Here is a 19,381-nt window from a genome sequence, read left to right as displayed (position 1 = left end):
CGGTACCTCCGACTGCTGTGCCACAGTGCCTCCTCGGGTGCCGTCCTGGATGACCTGGCGGTCCGGGCCCGGGCGGCACTACTCGGCCCACCCCAAGAGTGCCCCGGATGCCGCACGAGCACCAGAGAAATAGCATCAGGACATGAGCACGCCGTATCACGCCGCCCCGACCCGCTACGACTCGATGCCCATGCGCCGGTGCGGACGCTCCGGCCTCGACCTGCCGGCCATCTCGCTCGGGCTGTGGCAGAACTTCGGCACTGATCGCTCGCCGGAGACACAACGGGAGATCGTGCTGCACGCCTTCGACCGCGGTATCACCCAGTTCGACCTCGCGAACAACTATGGTCCACCCCGCGGCGCTGCCGAAGAGATGTTCGGCCGGATGCTCGCCACCGACCTCGCGCCCTACCGGCACGAACTGGTGGTCGCGACCAAGGCCGGGTACCGGATGTGGCCGGGACCCTACGGCGAGGGCGGTTCACGCAAGTATCTGCTCGCCTCGCTCGAGGCCTCCCTGCGGCGCCTCAGTGTCGACTACGTCGACATCTTCTACAGCCACCGGTTCGATCCGACCACTCCATTGCACGAGACGCTCGGAGCGCTGAAGACCGCAGTCGATTCCGGCAAGGCGCTCTACGCGGGGATCTCCTCATACTCCGCCACGCGAACGCGTGAGGCGATGGCTGTCGCCGAGCGGATCGGCCTGGATCTGCTCGTCCATCAGCCCTCGTACTCGATGATCAACCGCTGGATCGAGCGCCCCGACTCCTCCGGCGAGAGCGTGCTCGACGTCCTGGGCGATACGGGCCTGGGAGCCGCCGTCTTCTCACCACTCGCACAGGGGATGCTGACGCGCAAGTACCTACACGGCGTACCGGAAGGGTCCCGCGCTGCGGCGGAGGGACCCCTGCACACGTCCTTCCTCAACCAGGAGAACCTCTCACGCATCCAGGCCCTGAACGCGATCGCTGGCCGTCGCCACCAGACGCTGGCACAGTTGGCGGTTGCCTGGGTGCTCCGCGACCCGCGGATCACCACCGCCCTCGTGGGCGCCTCGAGCGTGACGCAGCTCGACGACACGCTGGGGGCGCTGGAGAACCTGCACTTCACTCGTGATGAGCTCCGTGCCATCGACCGGCACGCCCAGGACGGGGACGTCAACATCTGGGCACACCGGTCGAGCAACCTCTGAAGCCGCCCCCGCATCGGTGATCGCCGGTGGTGGCCCGGGCTTCCCCTCCCGCGCCACCACCGGCTGTCTAGGGGAGCTGACGCGCGGCGTCGCGGTCCACTCGGAGGGCGGTGATCGCCGCCTCGAAGTCCTCCAGCGAGCAGAAGGACTGATAGACGCTGGCGAATCGCAGATAGGCGACCTCGTCCAGGGCTCGCAGCGGTCCCAGGATCGTCAGACCCACCTCGTGGGCATCGACCTCCGCCACGCCCGTGGAGCGGACGGCCTCCTCGACCTGCTGAGCCAGCAGCGCCAGGTCGTCATCGGAGACCGGACGACCCTGGCAGGCCTTACGCACCCCCGCGATGATCTTGTCCCGGCTGAACGGTTCCACGGCGCCGGAGCGCTTGGCCACGCTCAGGCTGGTGCTCTCGACCGTCGTGAAACGCCGCCCGCACTCGGGACACTGTCGGCGTCGACGGATGGAGGCTCCGTCGTCAGCCGTGCGCGAATCGACCACACGGGAGTCACTGTGGCGACAGAACGGGCAATGCACCGGTCGGGATCCCTCTCCTCGAACGCTGGCCGCATCTACCATATCTGCGGCAATCACATCAGTGTAACTACTAGATGTAGGGAAACCGTAGACAGTCAGGAGCTCCGAACGCAAGTAGTCGCTCAAGAGGCGATGCCCCGACTAGAGACGCCCGCGGTCGCGAACGCTCAGCCCTCCGCGGGAACGCTCAACTGCTGACCGGCGTGCACCGTGGAGTCCGACAGACCGTTCAGCATCATGATCTGATCGATCACCACGCGCACGTCCTCGCCCGGACCCGCCGCCTGCTCGGCGATGACCCACAGGCTCTCCCCTGCGCCCACCGTGACCGTGGAGACCTCGGACGGCACGGCACCGTCCGCAGGGAGCGCGACACCGAGCAGAGAACCGAGTCCGGCAGCGACCACGAGCGCCAGAACGCTCAGCACGATCTGCCCACGGACCGTCAGCCGCAGGCGTCCTTCGTCCGCCCCGGCACGACGGGAGCGAACCAGCCGATCACCATGTGTCGTGACAGCCGGCGCTGACCCCGGGCGCTCCGTCGGCAGCGCAGAAGGCGTGGTGGACGGAGCCTCGGGAACGAGAGCCGGCACGACTACCAGATGGCGGCGACGGGCCGGTACGGGGGCGATCTCCGGGACGGGAAGGGCCAGGGCGCTCATCTGCGCTCTCCTCTCACTGGTGCTCTCGGCGAGTGTCCACATCTGGCGGTTCGAACACTCGTTCGTCGAACATCTGTTGCGACAGTAGCACGCATGTGCGACAGTTGTCGACACGCCAATCGAACAGATGTTTCCGATCCGTCGGCGCCCGCCGTAGGGTGAACACCGACACCTGCAGAGCACACCACCGACCACTGACATCGACGCCAGCGTCGACGCCCGAGGCACCTTGGAGGACGCCGTGAGCCCCGCGAAGCCAGCCGACCCGAAGGACCGTCCCGGACCCGACGGGCTCAGCCCTCGTCAGCGGAAGATCATGGACTCGATCCGCATCAGCCTGGAGAAGAAGGGGTACCCGCCCACGATGCGTGAGATCGGCCAGGCGGTCGGTCTGGCGAGTCCCTCGTCGGTGAAGTACCAGCTCCATCTGCTCGAGAAGAAGGGGTATCTGCGACGCGATCCCGTCTCCACCCGGGCGATCGAGATCATCCACCCCGACGACGCCCAGGAGGTCAGTGCGGATCCGGCCAGCTTCACGATGCACGACGGCGAGGAGTCCGGCGTGCGAGCCACCTACGTCCCGGTCGTGGGACGGATCGCCGCCGGTGGCCCCATCCTGGCCGAGCAGGCCGTCGAAGACGTTTTCCCGCTGCCTCGGCAGCTCGTCGGCGAGGGTGAGCTCTTCCTGCTGAAGGTGGTCGGCGACTCCATGATCGATGCCGCGATCTGCGACGGCGACTGGGTGGTCGTCCGGCAGCAGAAGGTGGCCGAGAACGGCGAGATCGTCGCAGCGATGATCGACGGCGAGGCCACGGTAAAGACGCTGAAGCGGACTGCGGACGCTCTGTGGCTGCTACCCGCGAACGAGGCCTATAGCCCGATTGACGGCACCGACGCCGAGATCCTCGGTCGTGTGGTGAGCGTGCTCCGTTCTCTCTGAGCCGACAGATGTCCCTCTGAGATCAGAACCCGCATCGCCGGGCGATGGCACGTACCGACTCAGCGCTGGCCCGTAGTGCGGCAAGTTCGGCCTCGTCCAGCGGGATCTCCAGCTGGCGGGCGACGCCGGTGCGATCGACGACCGACGGTACCGACAGGCACACGTCGGAGATTCCGCGGTAGTCCCGGAGCCGGCTCGAGACCGGGAGCACAGCCCCCTCACCACGGAGCACGGCTTGACTGATCCTGGTCGCCGCCAGGCCGATGGCGTAGTTCGTCGCGCCCTTGCCCTCGATGATCCGATAGGCCGATTCGACAACCTCACGCGCGATACGGTCGCGCACCGCCGCGTCGAGCTCGCTGAACTCCCGCACCGGCGCTCCCCCGATCGTGGCCGAGCTCCAGATGGGCACCTCTGAGTCGCCGTGCTCGCCGAGCACATACGCATGGACGTTGCGCACAGCGACTCCGCATGCACCGGCAACCAGGTAGCGCAGCCTGGACGAATCCAACACGGTCCCGGAGCCGAGCACCCGCCGAGCCGGCAATCCAGAGATCTGCTGGGCGGCATAGGTCACGACGTCCACGGGGTTCGTGACCATGAGGTAGATGGCGTCCGGAGCGACCTCGACCAGATCGGGCAGCAACGTCCGCATCAGCCCCACGGTCCGTTCAGCAAGCTCCATCCGGCTCTGCCCCGGTCGTTGCTTGGCTCCAGCGGTCACCACCACCAGATCCGCTCCGGCGCAGATGCCGACCTCGTCGGAGCCATCGACGCTGCCCATGGGCGTGTACTCGATCCCATGGGCCAGATCAAGGGCCTCCGCACGCACCTTGGCGCCGTCGATGTCGTAGAGCACCACCCGGCGCGCCACGCCACTGATCAGGGCTGCGTAGGCGTACGTGGCGCCGACCGACCCGGCCCCGACGACGGCGATCGTGCTCAGTCCCGCTCCCGCAGGTCCGGCTGCGTTGTTCATCTGCGCACCTCCACACCGTGAGAATAGCGAGTGACGCCGTTGCAGTGGCAGCCGCGGATCACTACCGTCACGACATCTCGAACGTTACGACGCCGCGAGCCGGCGAAGCGCGGCTCGCACCACCGCAGGATCGGTGGTCGGCCACAGGGGCGGCAGGCTCGCCGCCAGGAAGCTGCCGTATCGCGCGGTCCGAAGTCGAGGGTCGAGCACGGCCACGACACCCCTGTCGCTCGTTGATCGGATCAATCGTCCTGCCCCCTGCGCGAGCAGGAGTGCGGCGTGGGTGGCCGAGACCGCCATGAACCCGTTACCACCACCTGCTGCCACAACCTCGGTGCGCGCGGCCTTGACCGGATCGTCCGGGCGAGGGAAGGGAATGCGATCGATGAGGACGAGACGGTTGGACGAACCCGGGACGTCCACGCCCTGCCACAGCGACAGGGTGCCGAACAACGAGGCTGCCGGATCGGCAGCGAACTCCCGCACCAGGGTCGGCAGCACGTCATCGCCCTGCAGCAGTACGGGAGTGTCGAGCCGCTCGCGCATGGCCTCGGCGGCGAGCTGGGCGCCGCGGCGGGACGAGAACAGCCCGAGCGTGCCGCCTCCTGCGGCCGTGATCAGTTCCGCGATCTCGTCCAGTACCTTCTCGTCCGTGCCGTCGCGGCCCGGCGGCGGCAGGTGCTTGGCAACATAGAGAATTCCCTGCTTGCCGTAGTCGAAGGGAGACTCGACCACTTCACCGCGATAGGTGCCGGGCGCCAGTCCGAGTGCACCGCCGGTGGCATCGAAGCTTCCGCCGAGGCTGAGCGTGGCTGAGGTGAGGACGGCGGACCGGCCCGACAGGAGTTCCCCGGCGATAGGACCGGCCACATTCAGCGGGGCGACCATGAGTCGCGATCCTTCACCTGGGCGCCGCCCACGCTCGCACCAGAGCACGTCGACCTTGTCGGCCACCCGGTCCGAGAGCAATCGGTCAGCAACCTCGAAGAGCACCAGCAGTGCGCTCTTGGCCATGCTCATCCCGCCGGCCGCGTCGCCCTTGCCCTCCCCCTTCATGGTCGCCATGCCCTCACGTGCGGCGTCGGCGATGGAACGTACGACGGCGGTCAGCTCGGAGGGCAGGCCCGTCTGCAGTCTGCCTTCGGGTACCTGCATCAGCAGTGTGCGCAGTTCGGCCGCGGCAGCGTCCATCTCCGGCAGAGCCACCCCGCCATGACGCCGGGCAGTCCGGGCAGTGCGTTCGACGACCGCGGCCGAGAGTTCCACCGTGGCCTGGGCGGTCACCCGGTCGGAGAGTTCGTGCGCCTCATCCACGAGGAGGATCTCGTGCTCGGGCAGCACCTTGGGGGATCCGGAGGCGGCGATTCCGAGCATGGCGTGATTGGTCACGACCAGATCGGCTTCCCGCGCGGCTGCACGAGCCCGCTCGGGGAAGCACTCATCCAGCAACGGGCACTTCTGTCCCAGGCACTCCATCGAGGTGATCGAGACCTGGCGCCAGGCTCGCTCACTCACTCCGGGGACGAGGTCGTCCCGGTCGCCGGTCTCGGTCTCGGTCGCCCACTCACGCAGCCGCACCACCTGGCCGCCCAGGCTGTCCTCTGCGGCCTCCTCTCCCGGGTGCTCCTCGGCCGCCGACGGCGCCGCCTCGCTCGCGGAGAAGAGCGCACCTTCGTCGTCGTCCGGGTAGCCGCCGGCAAGCTTGTGCTTGCACACGTAGTTGTGCCATCCCTTGAGCAGGGCGACCTCGGGTTGCCGGGGCAGACGGTCGGCGAGCGCGTCGGCCACCAGGGGGAGGTCGTGTCCGATGACTTGGCGCTGCAGCGCGAGGGTGGCGGTGGAGACGATCGCGCGCTGACCGGACGTGACGGTGTGCATGAGGGTCGGGACGAGATACGCGAGCGACTTCCCCGTCCCGGTTCCGGCCTGCACGAGCAGGTGGCTGCCGTCGTCGAGCGTGTCCGCCACGGCCCGGGCCATCGCGTGCTGGCCTTCCCGGCGGGCGCCGCCCATCGCCGCCACGACCGCATCGAGCACCGGATCGATCGGGTGCTCGTCGGCGGTGCCGGTCGGCCTATCGGCCGTGGTGGTGGGACGAGCGTCAGCAGGCACCAGACGACGGTAGCGTGGACCGACGCTGTCCGCCGACAACGACCGGCCGTGGTGTGGAAACGCCTCAGGAGGCGGCGCGGGCCGCCGCATCGAGTTCGACTGCCAGCGCCTGGTCGACGCGGGCAACGAGGCGCGTGCCCTCGGCGAGGTGCTCGGTGGAGATCACTTCGCCCGCGGTGTGGGCGCGGTGAAGCAAGTCACCTCGGGAGTAGGGCACCACGAGGTCGACCTCCGCGGCCGGGCGAGGAAGCAGTTCGGCGATCTTCGCCTGCAGCTCGGCCACTCCCGCGCCGGTCTTGGCAGAGACGGCGATCGCTCCGGGCTCCCGGGTGCGCAGGCGCGCGAGAGTCTCCGGCTCGGCGAGATCTGCCTTGTTCAGGGCGACGATCTCGGGGATGTCCTTGACGCCCTCGATGTCGCGGAGTACGTCCCGGACTGCAGTGAGCTGCCCCTCCGGATCGGGGTGAGAGGCGTCCACGACGTGCAGGATGACGTCGGACTCCCCCACCTCCTCCAGGGTGGAACGGAATGCCTCGACCAACTGCGTGGGCAGGTTGCGGACGAATCCGACCGTATCGGCCAGCGTGTAGAGGCGTCCGTCGGTAGTCTCGGCGCGACGGACCGTGGGGTCCAGGGTCGCGAAGAGCGCGTTCTGCACCAGCACTCCGGCCCCCGTGAGCCGGTTCAGCAGGGACGACTTCCCGGCGTTGGTGTACCCGGCGATCGCCACCGACGGCACCGCGCCGGTGCGGCGCGAACTGCGGCGTGCGGCACGCCCTGGCGCCATCCCCGCGATCTGCCGTCGCAGCCTCGCCATCCGGGTCCGGATGCGACGCCGGTCCAGCTCGATCTTGGTCTCACCGGGCCCGCGCGAGCCGATGCCCTCACCACCGGCAGCCCGGCCACCGGCTTGCCGTGACATCGACTCACCCCAGCCACGCAGACGGGGCAGCAGGTACTCGAGCTGGGCGAGCTCCACCTGCGCCTTACCTTCGCGGGACTTGGCGTGCTGGGCGAAGATGTCGAGGATCAGAGCCGTCCGGTCGATCACCTTGACCTTGATCACGTCCTCGAGTGCGCGGCGCTGCGAAGGCGCCAACTCGGAGTCGACGATCACGGTATCGGCACCCGTGCGCTTGACCACATCGGCCAGTTCGGCGGCCTTACCGGAGCCGATGTAGGTCCCCGGATCGGGCGCGGAGCGGCGCTGCAGCAACCCGTCAAGCACCTCCGAACCGGCGGTCTCGGCCAGCGCTGCCAACTCCCGGAGCGAGACTTCCGCATTCTCGGCGCTCCCGCGCGTCCACAGACCCACGAGCACGACCCGCTCCAGACGCAGCTGCCGGTACTCGACCTCGGTGACGTCCTCGAGTTCGGTGGAGAGCCCGGCCACACGGCGCAGCGCGGCACGCTCATCGAGATCGAGCTGGTCACCGTCGTGAGTGCTGTGCTGATCACCGGAGGCCTGGATGGCCGTTCCCGCCCTCGCCAGGATCCGGGCGACGACGTCCTGCGCGCGGTCCTCGGTGGAGGCGTCCGGGTGCGGCGTCGTACGGGCGGAAGGTGCGGTCATGGTGTCCTCTCGAGCGGCAATGTGATGATCTACGATCCCACCTGCCGCCGCCTGATCCAAGGGATTTCACCCAGAGCACACGCGCGCCGCCCAGCCATCGGCCCGGTGGGTAGGGTGGGCGCTCGTGAACAGCCACTACTTCACCTCACCCGAGGGCCCGGGCCGACGGCGCACGCTCACCGTCACGATCCGGGGCACCCAGGTGCAGGTGCAGGTGGACTCCGGGGTGTTCTCGGCCGACCGGCTCGACCCCGGTACCACGGTGCTGCTGGAGACGGTCGGCGACCCTCCGCCGTCGGGCATCCTGCTGGACCTGGGATGCGGCTGGGGACCAGTCGCGCTCGCGCTGGCCCAGGCCAGCCCGGCCGCGCGCGTGCTCGCCGTCGACGTCAACGACCGGGCGTTGGAGCTCACCCGGCTCAATGGTGCCGGCCACCACATCGAGGCCTGGCAGCCGGAGGAGCTGCTGGCGGCCAAGCCCGACCTGCGGCTGGATGCGTTGTGGTCGAATCCGCCGATTCGGATCGGAAAGCCGGCCCTGCACCGGTTGCTACGGACCTGGCTGCCCCGGTTGCGGCCGGGGGCGCTGGCGCACCTGGTGGTGGCCAAGAACCTCGGCTCGGACTCGCTGCAGCGGTGGATCGGTGCCGAGCTGGGGCTGCCGGTCGAGCGGATCGCCAGCTCGAAGGGATTCCGGGTGCTGCAGGTGCAGGGCGCCTGAGCCCGCGCACGTCTGTCTACCTGTGCGCGAGACTGCCCTCCCGGGATCGACTACAGCGGCGTGACGCGGCCCACCAGCTGTGCCGGTCCGGCGAGCTCGACATGCTGCTCGGCCAGGGCTCGCACGCGCAGCGTGCCACCAGGAACCTGCACCTGCCACTCATCAGGGGCGCCGTCCCCGAACCAGGAGCGCACCGCGAGCGCCGCAGCGCAGGCACCGGTGCCACACGAGAGCGTCTCCCCCACACCACGTTCGTGCACCCGCATCCGGACCACACCCATGGTGACCGTGCCGGTCACCTGACCGTCACGATTCACCTCGTCGACCTCCTGCTCCCCGAGCGGGAGGACGAACTCCACATTCGTGCCGTGCGTGGGCGAGGGGTCCACGCCCGGCGCCCGGTGCAGGTCCAGCTCGTCGAGCTCATCCGCCGATTCCACCGCGACGACCGTGTGGGGGTTGGGAAGGTCGAGCCGAAGGCCAGGGCGTTGCTCGGTCAGGCCCGGAACCACCACACTGACATCGAAGCCCTCGGCGAGTGCGTCCGGTCCGCCGGGGGCCGACCAGACCCCCATGTCGACGGCGTACTCCTCACCTTCTCGCCGAACCTGCAGCACACCCGCGCGGGTCGCGATCGCGGTGGATCCGCCGTCGGGCAGGTCGAGCAGGCTCTCGTGGCGCAGGAAGGCGGTGAACACGCGAATGCCGTTCCCGCACATCTCCGCGACCGAGCCGTCGGCGTTGCGGTAGTCCATGAACCACTCAGCTTCGGCGCCGGCGATGCCCACCGGGACGCCGGGGGCGCTGGTGCGCACGGCGCGGATGACGCCATCGGCGCCGAATCCGGTGTGCCGGTCGGACACCGCGGCGATGGTGTCGGCGGTCAGTTCCGACACGCCGTCGGGGTCGGCGAAGAGGAGGAAGTCGTTGCCCGTACCGTGGCCCTTGACGAAAGTGGGCAGATCCGCTGCGTTCACCCGATCAGCGTACGTGCCCGGTCCAGCAGATCGTCCCCCGGGGTGAGCCAGGTCACCCGCGGGTCACGGCGGAACCACTTGCGCTGTCGGCGGGCGAGCTGCCGGGTGGCCAGCGCGGTGCTCTCGATCGCCTCGGCCTCGCTGCACTCCCCCCGGATCCACGCGATCGCCTGGGCATAGCCGACGGCACGGGAGGCGGTGCGGCCGTCCTCGAGCCCCTCGGCGAGCAGCAGCTCGGTCTCGGCCGCGAGCCCCTCGGCGAACATCCGCCGGGCGCGGGTGCCGATGCGCCGGTCGAGCTCGCCGGTGGGCAGGTCGAGGCCGATCTGGACGGCGGGGATCTCATAGGTGTGGTCGGGCAGGTTCGCCGAGAACGGTCGCCCGGTGATCTCGATGACCTCCAGGGCGCGCACGATGCGGCGGGTGTTGGCGCTGTCGATCCTGCGTGCGGCCTCCGGGTCCTGCCGGGTGAGCTCGCCGTGCAGCGCCCCCGGGCCCTCCTCGGCTGCGCGACGCTCCCAGGCGGCGCGGACGGCCGGATCGGTGCCGGGGAAGTCGATCCGGTCCAGCAGCGCTCGCACGTAGAGCCCAGATCCGCCCACCACGATCGCCGCCCGGCCGCGTTCGTGGATGGCAGTCACATCGGCCCGCGCCTGCTGTTGGTAGGTGGCGACGCTGGCTTCCTCGGTCACCTCCAGCATGTCGAGCTGGTGGTGGGTGATACCGCGGCGCTCATGCGGACCCAGTTTGGCGGTGCCGATGTCCATCCCGCGGTAGAGCTGCATCGCGTCGGCGTTCACGATCTCTGCCCCGGATGTGCCACCAAGCCGATCGGCGAGATCGAGCGCGAGGTCCGACTTGCCGGTGGCGGTGGGCCCGACGACGGCGATCACCGGGGGATGTGCGCGTTCGACCATGGGGCACGAGCCTACCGAGGGCGCCTCACCCCTGCGTCGCCATCCATTCGTCCACCCGGCGCTGTGCTTCCTCGTCGGAGACGTCCTCGACGCGCGTCATGATCGCCCACCGCTGGCCGAACGGGTCCAGTACCGAGCCGAATCGATCCCCGGTCACGAACGTGCTCACCGGCTCGCGCAGGGTCGCACCCGCAGCCACCGCCCTGTCGACGACGTCGTCCACGTCGGGGCAGTACAGACAGATCGAGTGGGTCACAGTGTCAGCCGTGTCGACTGTGTCGGCTGTGTCAGTTGTGTCAGCTGTGTCGGCCGTGCCGGACCTCACCGGCGCCACCAACCCGAACGCGGGATTGGCATCGCCGAGTTGCAGGCGCCCGTGACCGAAGTCGAGCTCGGCGTGCGCGACGGTCCCGTCGGGAGCGTCCGTGCGCGAGACCAGCTCGGCACCGAAGACGGAGGTGTAGAAGGAGATCGCTCCGGCACCATCGGAAACGACGAAGAACGGAGTGAGGGACGTGTAGCCGGCGGGGATGGGGTTCACATGCGTCATAGCTGCCACGATCCCGGGCGACGGGGCGTCAGGTCTTGTCGGAATCCGCCACGTCCGCGCGAAACCGTCCGGGTGGTCGACCGACCACGCGCGTGAAGTCCCGGGTGAAGTGCGCCTGATCGCCGTAGCCGAGCTCGACGGCCAAGGCTGCCAGCTCGATGTGCTCGGCCGGACCTCCGGAGAGTCGATCCGCCGCTTCCTGCAGGCGGCGGCGTTGGAGCAGCCACTTCGGGCTCAGGCCGATGCGGGTGCGGCAAATGCGCTGGAGGTGCCGTTCGGAGATCCCGACGGCGTCCGCAAGCTCCCGGACGGTCTGCACACCGTCCCGGCGACCACCGGACGCCGGGCCGTGCGGTGGGTCCACGGTGTCGACGATCGCGTTCGCCAGGATCCCGTCGTCATCGACCGGCCCGCACACCTGCCGCACCCACGCCTGCAGATGCCGGGCTGCGGAAGTCTCCTCCGGCGTCGGGCGGCTCATATGTGCACGAACCCGAGCGCAGAGGGTGGTGAACTCGCCCGGGAGGTCGGTGATGGTCGCGTCTGCGATCTCGTTCAGCGGCCGGCGCAGCATCAGGAAGGCGGCGGCTGGGCGCAGCAGCACCCCGACCGCCCAGCCGGTGCCGGTGAGTTCGCGGGTGCCGAGGCCCGCGTCCACGCCGTAGAAGGCTGCCTCGTCGGCGAGGACAGCCACGTTTCCTCCGGGGTACTGCAGGATCTCCTGCCGCACCCGCTCCCCCGGTGGCAGCGCCCACCGCGGCACCCAGACGTGCCTGACCAGGTCCGTGACGTCGTCGGCGGCGGTATGGCGCGTGACGTGCACGCCAGGGCGACGGGCCGAGTCCGGCAGGACCCCGCGGGTCAGCGGTGGGGAAGGATCAGCCATGGCGAGCCCAGGAGGTTCGGTTCGACGGCACTATTGGGTGGGCCGCAGCGAGGGCATACCCAGGGTGACGGGCCCGCCGGACGGTGCTCCGCCGTCGGGGGTTCCAGGCGCGGCGTGGGAGTGCCCGCCCTCCTTCCGTGCCTGCCACGCATCCCCGGCGCGGGTGCGGCGAACCTCGAAGGTGCCCCCGGCCAGCCCGGAGTCGGCGATCAGGTGGTGAGGCGCGGAGCGGGTGATAGTGGCGGTGACCATGTCGCCGGGGCGCGGCCGCTCCATCTCGGGGAGGTTGGCCATGTGCGCGGGGAGACCGACATGAACGAGCCGGTTGTCCTCGGCGCGACCAGTCACGCGCTGGGTGGCAGTGTCCTTGCGGCCCTCGCTCTCGGCGATGAGCACGTCCAGAGTGCGGTCGATCTGCGCCGCATTCTCCTCCTCGGAGATGCGTTCCTGCAGCGCTGCCAGGCGGGCGTACCGCTCGGCCACGACATCCGGGGGAACCTGATCGGGCAGGTCGGCGGCGGGGGTACCCGGGCGCGGGGAATACTGGAAGGTGAAGGCACTGGCGAAGCGGGAGGCCTCGACGACGTCGAGCGTGGCCTGGAAGTCCTCCTCGGTCTCGCCGGGGAAGCCGACGATGATGTCAGTGGTGATCGCGGCGTGCGGGATCTGCTCGCGGACCCGGTCGAGGATTCCGAGGAACTTCGCGCTGCGGTAGGAGCGGCGCATCGCGCGCAGTACCTGGTCCGAGCCGGACTGCAGCGGCATGTGCAGTTGCGGCATCACGTTCGGGGTGTCGGCCATGGCGTCGATGACGTCGTCGGTGAAGGCGGCTGGGTGCGGGGAGGTGAAGCGCACCCGCTCCAGACCCTCGATCCGGCCCGTGGCTCGCAGCAGCTTGGCGAACGCCCCCCGATCGCCGAAACCCACCCCGTAGGAGTTGACGTTCTGGCCCAGCAGGGTGACCTCGATGGCTCCCTGTGCCACGACCGCCTCGACTTCGGCGAGCACCTCTCCGGGCCGGCGGTCGCGTTCCTTGCCCCGAAGGTGCGGCACGATGCAGAAGGTGCACGTGTTGTTGCAGCCGACGGAGATCGAGACCCAGGCAGCGTAGGCACTCTCCCGCTTGGTGGGCAGGGTGGAGGGGAATGTCTTCAGCGACTCCTCCAACTCGACCTGCGCAGTCTGGTTGTGCCGGGCACGCTCGAGCATGGCGGGCAGCACGTCGATGTTGTGAGTTCCGAAGACCACATCCACCCACGGGGCGCGATCGACGATGCCCCCTTGGTCCTGCTGGGCCAGGCATCCGCCGACGGCGATCTGCAGGTCGGGGTTAGTCTTCTTCAGGCTTGCGAGCTGCCCGAGGTTGCCGTAGAGGCGGTCTGAGGCATTCTCACGGACGGCGCAGGTGTTGATGACGACGACGTCGGCGCCTTCTGCCTGCGCCATCAGCGAACCGGCGCCGCGCGTGGTCGCCGGGGTGTAACCCGAATCCTCGAGCAGCCCGGCCATGCGCTCGGAGTCGTGCACGTTCATCTGGCAGCCGAGCGTGCGCACCAGATAGGTGCGGGGGCGGTCGAGGGTGCTCACGCGTACTGATTCTACGGGTTGGCCCCGGTTCTACGGGGTGGCCCCGGGAACTCGCAGCTGCCGACAGTGAGACGAAGCGGCCCCGAACCCAGCCGAGGCCGTCTGCCGCCGAACGGATCGTTTCCGTTCTGTGACCGATGTGCCTCGCCCGCGTCACACTTAGGGGTTAGGTTGCGTCTATGACTGACAGTTTCGTGACCTCCGTCACACCGGACGGCGAACGTGTCCCGAGCCACTCCGGCGAACCGCTCGTGGTGCTCTCCGAGGTCAACAAGCACTTCGGGGAGCTGCACGTGCTGCAGGACATCAACCTGACCGTGCATCGCGGCGAGGTGGTGGTGGTGATCGGGCCGTCCGGCTCCGGAAAGTCGACTCTGTGCCGGGCGATCAACCGGCTGGAACCGATCGACTCGGGCACGATCACGCTCGACGGGCAGCCGCTGCCCGCTGAGGGGAAGGCACTGGCGCGCCTGCGGGCGGACGTGGGAATGGTGTTCCAGGCATTCAACCTGTTCGCGCACAAGACGATCCTGGAGAACGTGACGCTCGGGCCGATCAAGGTCAAGCGGATGAAGACAGCTGCGGCGAAACAGCGGGCGATGGAGTTGCTGGAGCGCGTGGGGGTGGCCAACCAGGCCGACAAGCTCCCGGCGCAGCTCTCCGGCGGTCAGCAGCAGCGGGTGGCGATCGCCCGGGCGCTGGCGATGCAGCCGAAGGTGCTCCTGTTCGACGAGCCGACTTCGGCGCTCGACCCGGAGATGGTGAACGAGGTGCTCGACACCATGGTCGCCCTTGCCAAGGAAGGCATGACGATGGTGGTCGTCACGCATGAGATGGGCTTCGCCCGCAAGGCTGCCGACCGCGTGGTGTTCATGGCGGACGGCCAGATCGTCGAGGAGGCCGAACCCGAGAAGTTCTTCACCGATCCACAGAGCCATCGTGCCCAGGACTTCCTCGGGAAGATTCTCTCCCACTAGACCAGACCCGCCGGACTATTCGACCGAGCAGAACTCGCACAACCAGAAGGAGACATGATGAAGAGCACGCGCGTAGCGCTGGCGGCGTTCGCCGCCGTCGGGGCATTGACGCTCGCCGCCTGTAGCACAGCCGAGCCCGGCGCAGAGGAGACCGACGCCGACGCCGGTGAGGAGATGACCGACGACGGCGAGGACGCAGGCGACGAGGGTGGCGACTCCGGTGATATGGAGACCCTGAGGATCGGCATCAAGTTCGACCAGCCGGGCCTGGGCTTTCAAGACGGTGGTGACTACACCGGCTTCGACGTCGATGTCGCCCTCTACGTCACCGAGCAGCTCGGCTACAGTGCCGATCAGATCGAATTCGTCGAGGCGCCGTCAGCCCAACGCGAGACGATGCTGCAGAACGGCCAGGTGGACATGATCTTCGCCACGTACTCGATCACCGATGAGCGGGACGAAGCTGTCGACTTCGCCGGCCCGTACTTCGTCGCGGGGCAGGATCTGCTGATCCGGTCCGAAGACGCTGGGACCATCACCGGCCCGGAAGCGTTGGACGACCTGAACCTGTGCTCTGTCTCAGGCTCCACCTCGGCCCAGCGAGTCAAGGACGAGTACGCGGCCGGCGCGAACCTCATCGAGCAACCCGGGTACTCCGAGTGCATCCAGTTCCTCACCGGAGGCCAGGTCGATGCCGTGACAACCGACGACATCATCCTGGCGGGACTGGCGGCCGCTGAGGGCAGCGGAAGCCTTCAGGTCGTCGGCGCGCCATTCTCGGAGGAGAACTACGGCGTCGGGCTCCCCGAGGGCTCGGACCTCTGCGAGGACATCAACACCGCCATTCAGGCCATGATCGACGATGGTGCCTGGGAGGCGGCCGTCACCGCGAACACCGATGGCACCGGCTACACGCCGAACGCCGACCTGAACCCACCGGAGATGCGCGGCTGCGCATCCTGACGTGAGTGAGCCGGGGGTGGGACCTGCGACAGGCCCCACCCCCGGTCCTGTTCTGCCGCGCACAGCACGCGGCCCGGTCAAGAGGAGAGGTGGTGCTCGTGAGTGAGTTTCTCGACACGTTGAGTGGCTATGACATCGCCGGTGCATACTGGGTGAATCTGAAGCTCACCGCGTTCGCGGCGGTCCTTGCCCTGGTGCTCGGGACGGCACTGGCGATGATGCGCATCTCACCGGTGACGTCGCTGCGCTGGGCCGGCACGACCTATGTCAACGTCGTCCGGAACATGCCGTTGACCATCATCATGGCATCGATGATCCTGGTGCTCTGGCCGCAACTGGGCCTCACTTTGGCAGACGACTTCGCCACGAACTTCTTTCGGCTGGCCGTGATCGCGCTGGCCGTGTATCACGCGTCGTTCGTGTGTGAGTCGATTCGCTCCGGAGTGAACACCGTGCCGGTCGGACAGGCGGAAGCAGCCCGGGCGATAGGCCTGGCATTTCTTCCCGCCGCACGCCTGGTGATCCTTCCACAAGCCTTCCGCGGGGCAATCGCACCGCTCGGGAACACGTTGATTGCGTTGATCAAGAACAGCACGGTCGCAGCGGCAGCCTCGGTTCCGGAGATCTCGGTGCTCATGCGCGAAATGGTCGAGAACGACGCCAACTTCGTGGTTCCCATATTCCTGACCATCGCAGTCGGGTTCGTGATCATCGTCGTGCCGGTCGGCGTGCTGACGACCTATCTCTCTCGACGATTGGCGGTCTCCCGATGAGCGCCCAGGCAGTTCTTTTCGACACCCCAGGGCCGAAAGGCCGCCGGAACATTGCCATCGGCAACATCGTGGGCACGGTCATCGTGCTCGGTGTGCTCGCCTGGGCCCTGGTTCAGATGGGCTCGAAGGGGCAGTTCGACCCCGCCAAGTGGGCAGTGATGGTCGACCCGGAGACGTGGCAGTTCTACTTCCTCCCTGGGCTGCAGAACACCCTGACAGCCGCGGCGTACGCGATCGTGCTGGCGATGGTGTTCGGGCTCCTCTTCGGTGTGGGCCGACTGGCGTCCAACTCCGTGATCCGGGGATTCTGCGGACTCGTCGTGGAGTTCTTCCGTGCCGTGCCGGTGCTCATCATGATGATCGCAGGCTGGTTCTCCGCTGCTCTCCTACTGAACATCCCGCCAGAAGACGCACCCCTGTTCGGGGTTGTTGCGGGTTTGACGCTCTACAACGGCTCAGTCATCGCCGAACTCGTACGTTCGGGCGTCCACGGACTGCCGAAGGGGCAGCGAGAGGCGTCACTCGCCATCGGGATGACGCGAGGCCAATCACTGCGATCGGTCGAGCTCCCCCAGGCGCTCATCGCCATGTTGCCCTCGCTGATCAGCCAGTTCGTGGTGATTCTCAAGGACACAGCGCTCGGGTACATCATTACCTATCCTGAACTGCTGCGATCTGCGCGCCTGGTCGGTTCGGACGCACCGTTCCCCATCCTGCAGGCCATGGCCGTGGCGGCGGTGCTGTTCATCGTGATCAATTTCCTGCTCTCGTGGGCGGCGGGCCGGCTGGCTCGACGGTTCGGAGGCCGTTCTAGTGGCTCCGGGAAGCCAGCACCTCGGGTCGGGATCACGACCGGCTTGGCCGGTACCGCGGACACGCGGGACGAGACCGGAGGAAACTGACGCCAACTAGGCGCGCCGCGTACGCAGGCACGGCAACGCACCGCGGACTGGGCCACGACAGCATCCGTCCGGACGTACGGGCACCGTCGACGCGGCAACGAATCGTCGTTCAGGGCGTCTCCGGGAACGAGTGGGCGCCGGATTACTCATCGTCATGGCGTAGCACCTCGTCCACGACCCCGAGTGCCACGCCTGGTCCGTACCCCTTCCGAGCCAGCATGTTCACCAGCCGGCGCCGACGCTTCTGCGGGTCGAGTCCGGCGGTGCTGCGAGCCTTCCGCCGCACCAGTTCGCGAGCGCGCTCGCGCTCGTCCTCGGGCTGGATCGCTTCCAGCGCCGTCTGGGCAGTCTCACGGTCGATGCCCTTGCGCTCGAGCTCCTGGGCGAGAGCCCGCCGGGCGAGTCCGCGGTCCCCGTGGCGGCTACGCACGAACATCTCGGCGTAGGCGGCGTCATCAACGAGCCCGACCTCGGTGAACCGGTCTAGCACCTTCTCGGCCACCTCGTCGGGGACGTCCTTGGCTGCCATCGCCTCAGCCAGCTGCGCACGCGACTGAGGTGCAGCGTTCAACTTACGCAGCGCGATCGTGCGCGCCACACCCTCGGGATCAGGTTCTGCATCCTGGGCGGCGGCGCCTTGGTCGGGCGGTTCCTGCCCGCGCACGGGACGCCGTCGGGCGGTTCTCACTTCGACCACTCCCCTGGTTCAACTCGCAGACCACGCTGCTACGACGGACCTACGTGCTGCCACACCCACGCGACCGGGACAACCGGGACGGGCGCCGGCCGCCGTCGGGGTTCACGACTGGGACCCCGACGGCGACCTGATGCGGTCAGCATGTGCCTCGATCAGAAGTCGACGGCCTCAGCTGCGTCTGTGTCTTCCGTGACGGCCTCCAGCTTGACCCCGATCCCGAGCTTGGTCTTGATCTTCTGCTCGATCTCGACTGCGAGCTCGGGGTTGTCCTTCAGGAAGCGGCGAGAGTTCTCCTTGCCCTGCCCGAGCTGATCGCCCTCGTAGGTGTACCAGGCACCGGACTTGCGCACGATGCCATGCTCCACGCCGAGGTCGATGAGGCTGCCCTCGCGGGAGATCCCCACGCCATAGATGATGTCGAACTCAGCCTGCTTGAACGGCGGCGCCATCTTGTTCTTCACGACCTTGGCGCGGGTGCGGTTGCCGACCGAGTCGGTGCCCTCCTTGAGGGTCTCGATCCGGCGCACGTCGATGCGCACCGAGGAGTAGAACTTGAGCGCCTTACCGCCGGTGGTGGTTTCCGGCGATCCGAAGAAGACACCGATCTTCTCTCGGAGTTGGTTGATGAAGATCGCCGTGGTGCCGGAGGCACTCAACGCACCGGTGATCTTGCGCAGGGCCTGCGACATCAGCCGGGCCTGCAGGCCGACGTGACTGTCGCCCATCTCGCCCTCGATCTCCGCCTTCGGCACGAGCGCCGCCACGGAGTCGATCACGACGATGTCCAGCGCACCGGAGCGGATCAGCATGTCCATGATCTCCAGCGCCTGCTCGCCCGTGTCCGGCTGGGAGACGAGTAGCGCGTCGGTGTCCACGCCGAGCTTCTTGGCGTACTCGGGGTCGAGGGCGTGCTCAGCATCGATGAAGGCAGCGATCCCGCCGTTCTTCTGAGCGTTCGCCACCGCGTGCAGAGCCACGGTCGTTTTACCGGAGGACTCCGGGCCATAGACCTCGATGATCCGCCCACGCGGCAGCCCGCCGACACCGAGGGCGACGTCGAGCGCGATCGAGCCGGTGGGGATCACCTCGACCGGCGGACGTGAGTCATCGCCGAGGCGCATCACCGACCCCTTGCCGTAGGCACGGTCGATCTGTCCGAGGGCGGCTTCAAGAGCCTTGGTGCGGTCTGCGACTGGTGCAGCCATCTCTTCACCTTCTTGTGTCTCTGGTGGCGGGAGAACCCGCCTCGTCTACGGCTAGGACTGGTCTCGTCAGGGCCCGCCCTCTCCGGACGGCTACCTGGACGCAGGCTATGTCCGACCACCGACATCCGATACCGGCCGGCCACTGGCTGTGGACGGCGCGCCATCGTCCATGCGCCTGTGAACAGAGTATACGAACGGCTGTTCGATCAAGGGATGGCACACCCGACACG

General features: G+C 68.2%; 19 protein-coding genes. 7 read left to right on the top strand and 12 right to left on the bottom strand.

The features are described from left to right. Positions 1–142 precede the first annotated feature (142 nt). Positions 143–1,195 (top strand): aldo/keto reductase, encoded by a 1,053-nt coding sequence (locus FV560_RS12400; RefSeq protein ID WP_159621852.1) that lies wholly within the window; start codon positions 143–145, stop codon positions 1,193–1,195. Positions 1,196–1,262: 67 nt separating this feature from the next. Here the strand turns inward: FV560_RS12400 and nrdR are convergent, their stop codons facing one another. Further along, positions 1,263–1,730, bottom strand: a complete 468-nt coding sequence (gene nrdR / locus FV560_RS12395; protein ID WP_159621851.1) for a transcriptional regulator NrdR — start codon at positions 1,728–1,730, stop codon at positions 1,263–1,265. Positions 1,731–1,897: 167 nt separating this feature from the next. Next, complete coding sequence (locus FV560_RS12390; protein ID WP_159621850.1) at positions 1,898–2,392, bottom strand: LysM peptidoglycan-binding domain-containing protein; 495 nt, start codon at positions 2,390–2,392, stop codon at positions 1,898–1,900. 316 nt (positions 2,393–2,708) lie between these two features. On the opposite strand from FV560_RS12390, the gene lexA reads away from it, so the two are divergent. Beyond that, complete coding sequence (lexA, locus tag FV560_RS12385; RefSeq protein WP_159621949.1) at positions 2,709–3,332, top strand: transcriptional repressor LexA; 624 nt, start codon at positions 2,709–2,711, stop codon at positions 3,330–3,332. A gap of 22 nt (positions 3,333–3,354) precedes the next feature. Here the strand turns inward: lexA and FV560_RS12380 are convergent, their stop codons facing one another. From FV560_RS12380 to hflX, 3 genes are all read right to left on the bottom strand, one after another. After that, entirely contained in the window at positions 3,355–4,311 is a 957-nt protein-coding gene (locus tag FV560_RS12380; RefSeq protein ID WP_159621849.1) for an L-lactate dehydrogenase, read from the bottom strand. A gap of 84 nt (positions 4,312–4,395) precedes the next feature. Then, a complete protein-coding gene (locus FV560_RS12375; RefSeq protein WP_200837661.1) occupies positions 4,396–6,324 on the bottom strand; it encodes an ATP-dependent DNA helicase in 1,929 nt (642 codons plus the stop codon). A 163-nt stretch (positions 6,325–6,487) separates the two neighbouring features. Next, positions 6,488–7,996 (bottom strand): GTPase HflX, encoded by a 1,509-nt coding sequence (gene hflX, locus FV560_RS12370; protein ID WP_159621847.1) that lies wholly within the window; start codon positions 7,994–7,996, stop codon positions 6,488–6,490. A gap of 124 nt (positions 7,997–8,120) precedes the next feature. On the opposite strand from hflX, the gene FV560_RS12365 reads away from it, so the two are divergent. Continuing rightward, complete coding sequence (locus FV560_RS12365) at positions 8,121–8,717, top strand: class I SAM-dependent methyltransferase (RefSeq protein ID WP_159621846.1); 597 nt, start codon at positions 8,121–8,123, stop codon at positions 8,715–8,717. 50 nt (positions 8,718–8,767) lie between these two features. On the opposite strand, the gene dapF is transcribed toward FV560_RS12365, so the two are convergent. The 5 genes from dapF to miaB are packed head-to-tail and all read right to left on the bottom strand — an operon-like array spanning position 8,768 to position 13,634. Continuing rightward, entirely contained in the window at positions 8,768–9,694 is a 927-nt protein-coding gene (gene dapF, locus FV560_RS12360) for a diaminopimelate epimerase (RefSeq protein WP_159621845.1), read from the bottom strand. Then, complete coding sequence (gene miaA / locus FV560_RS12355; RefSeq protein ID WP_159621844.1) at positions 9,691–10,611, bottom strand: tRNA (adenosine(37)-N6)-dimethylallyltransferase MiaA; 921 nt, start codon at positions 10,609–10,611, stop codon at positions 9,691–9,693. Before miaA ends, dapF begins: the two co-directional genes overlap by 4 nt. Before the next feature lie 25 nt (positions 10,612–10,636). Next, positions 10,637–11,161, bottom strand: a complete 525-nt coding sequence (locus FV560_RS12350; RefSeq protein WP_159621843.1) for a VOC family protein — start codon at positions 11,159–11,161, stop codon at positions 10,637–10,639. 28 nt (positions 11,162–11,189) lie between these two features. Then, entirely contained in the window at positions 11,190–12,047 is an 858-nt protein-coding gene (locus FV560_RS12345) for an AraC family transcriptional regulator (protein ID WP_159621842.1), read from the bottom strand. 30 nt (positions 12,048–12,077) lie between these two features. After that, positions 12,078–13,634, bottom strand: a complete 1,557-nt coding sequence (gene miaB / locus FV560_RS12340) for a tRNA (N6-isopentenyl adenosine(37)-C2)-methylthiotransferase MiaB (RefSeq protein WP_275401900.1) — start codon at positions 13,632–13,634, stop codon at positions 12,078–12,080. Between the two features lie 179 nt (positions 13,635–13,813). On the opposite strand from miaB, the gene FV560_RS12335 reads away from it, so the two are divergent. The 4 genes from FV560_RS12335 to FV560_RS12320 all read left to right on the top strand — a co-directional run bounded on the left by FV560_RS12335 (position 13,814) and on the right by FV560_RS12320 (position 17,249). Further along, on the top strand, positions 13,814–14,611 hold the full coding sequence (locus tag FV560_RS12335; RefSeq protein ID WP_159621841.1) for an amino acid ABC transporter ATP-binding protein: 798 nt from the start codon (positions 13,814–13,816) through the stop codon (positions 14,609–14,611). A 57-nt stretch (positions 14,612–14,668) separates the two neighbouring features. Next, positions 14,669–15,574, top strand: a complete 906-nt coding sequence (locus FV560_RS12330; protein ID WP_159621840.1) for a glutamate ABC transporter substrate-binding protein — start codon at positions 14,669–14,671, stop codon at positions 15,572–15,574. Between the two features lie 98 nt (positions 15,575–15,672). Beyond that, entirely contained in the window at positions 15,673–16,347 is a 675-nt protein-coding gene (locus FV560_RS12325; protein ID WP_159621839.1) for an amino acid ABC transporter permease, read from the top strand. Continuing rightward, positions 16,344–17,249, top strand: a complete 906-nt coding sequence (locus FV560_RS12320; RefSeq protein ID WP_159621838.1) for an amino acid ABC transporter permease — start codon at positions 16,344–16,346, stop codon at positions 17,247–17,249. The genes FV560_RS12325 and FV560_RS12320 overlap by 4 nt, the downstream gene beginning before the upstream one ends. A 142-nt stretch (positions 17,250–17,391) precedes the next feature. Here FV560_RS12320 and FV560_RS12315 read toward each other — a convergent pair whose 3' ends face one another. Together FV560_RS12315 and recA are read right to left on the bottom strand one after the other, a co-directional pair. Further along, positions 17,392–17,937, bottom strand: coding sequence for a regulatory protein RecX (locus FV560_RS12315; RefSeq protein WP_200837647.1), 546 nt, complete (start codon positions 17,935–17,937; stop codon positions 17,392–17,394). Positions 17,938–18,098: 161 nt separating this feature from the next. Continuing rightward, complete coding sequence (recA, locus tag FV560_RS12310; protein WP_159621837.1) at positions 18,099–19,151, bottom strand: recombinase RecA; 1,053 nt, start codon at positions 19,149–19,151, stop codon at positions 18,099–18,101. Positions 19,152–19,381: the final 230 nt, after the last annotated feature.

The sequence above is a fragment of the Ruania rhizosphaerae genome, assembly GCF_009805705.1.
Lineage (GTDB): Bacteria > Actinomycetota > Actinomycetes > Actinomycetales > Beutenbergiaceae > Ruania > Ruania rhizosphaerae.
Note: the sequence above shows the minus strand (reverse complement) of the source record. Positions and strands in the feature narration are given on the sequence as shown.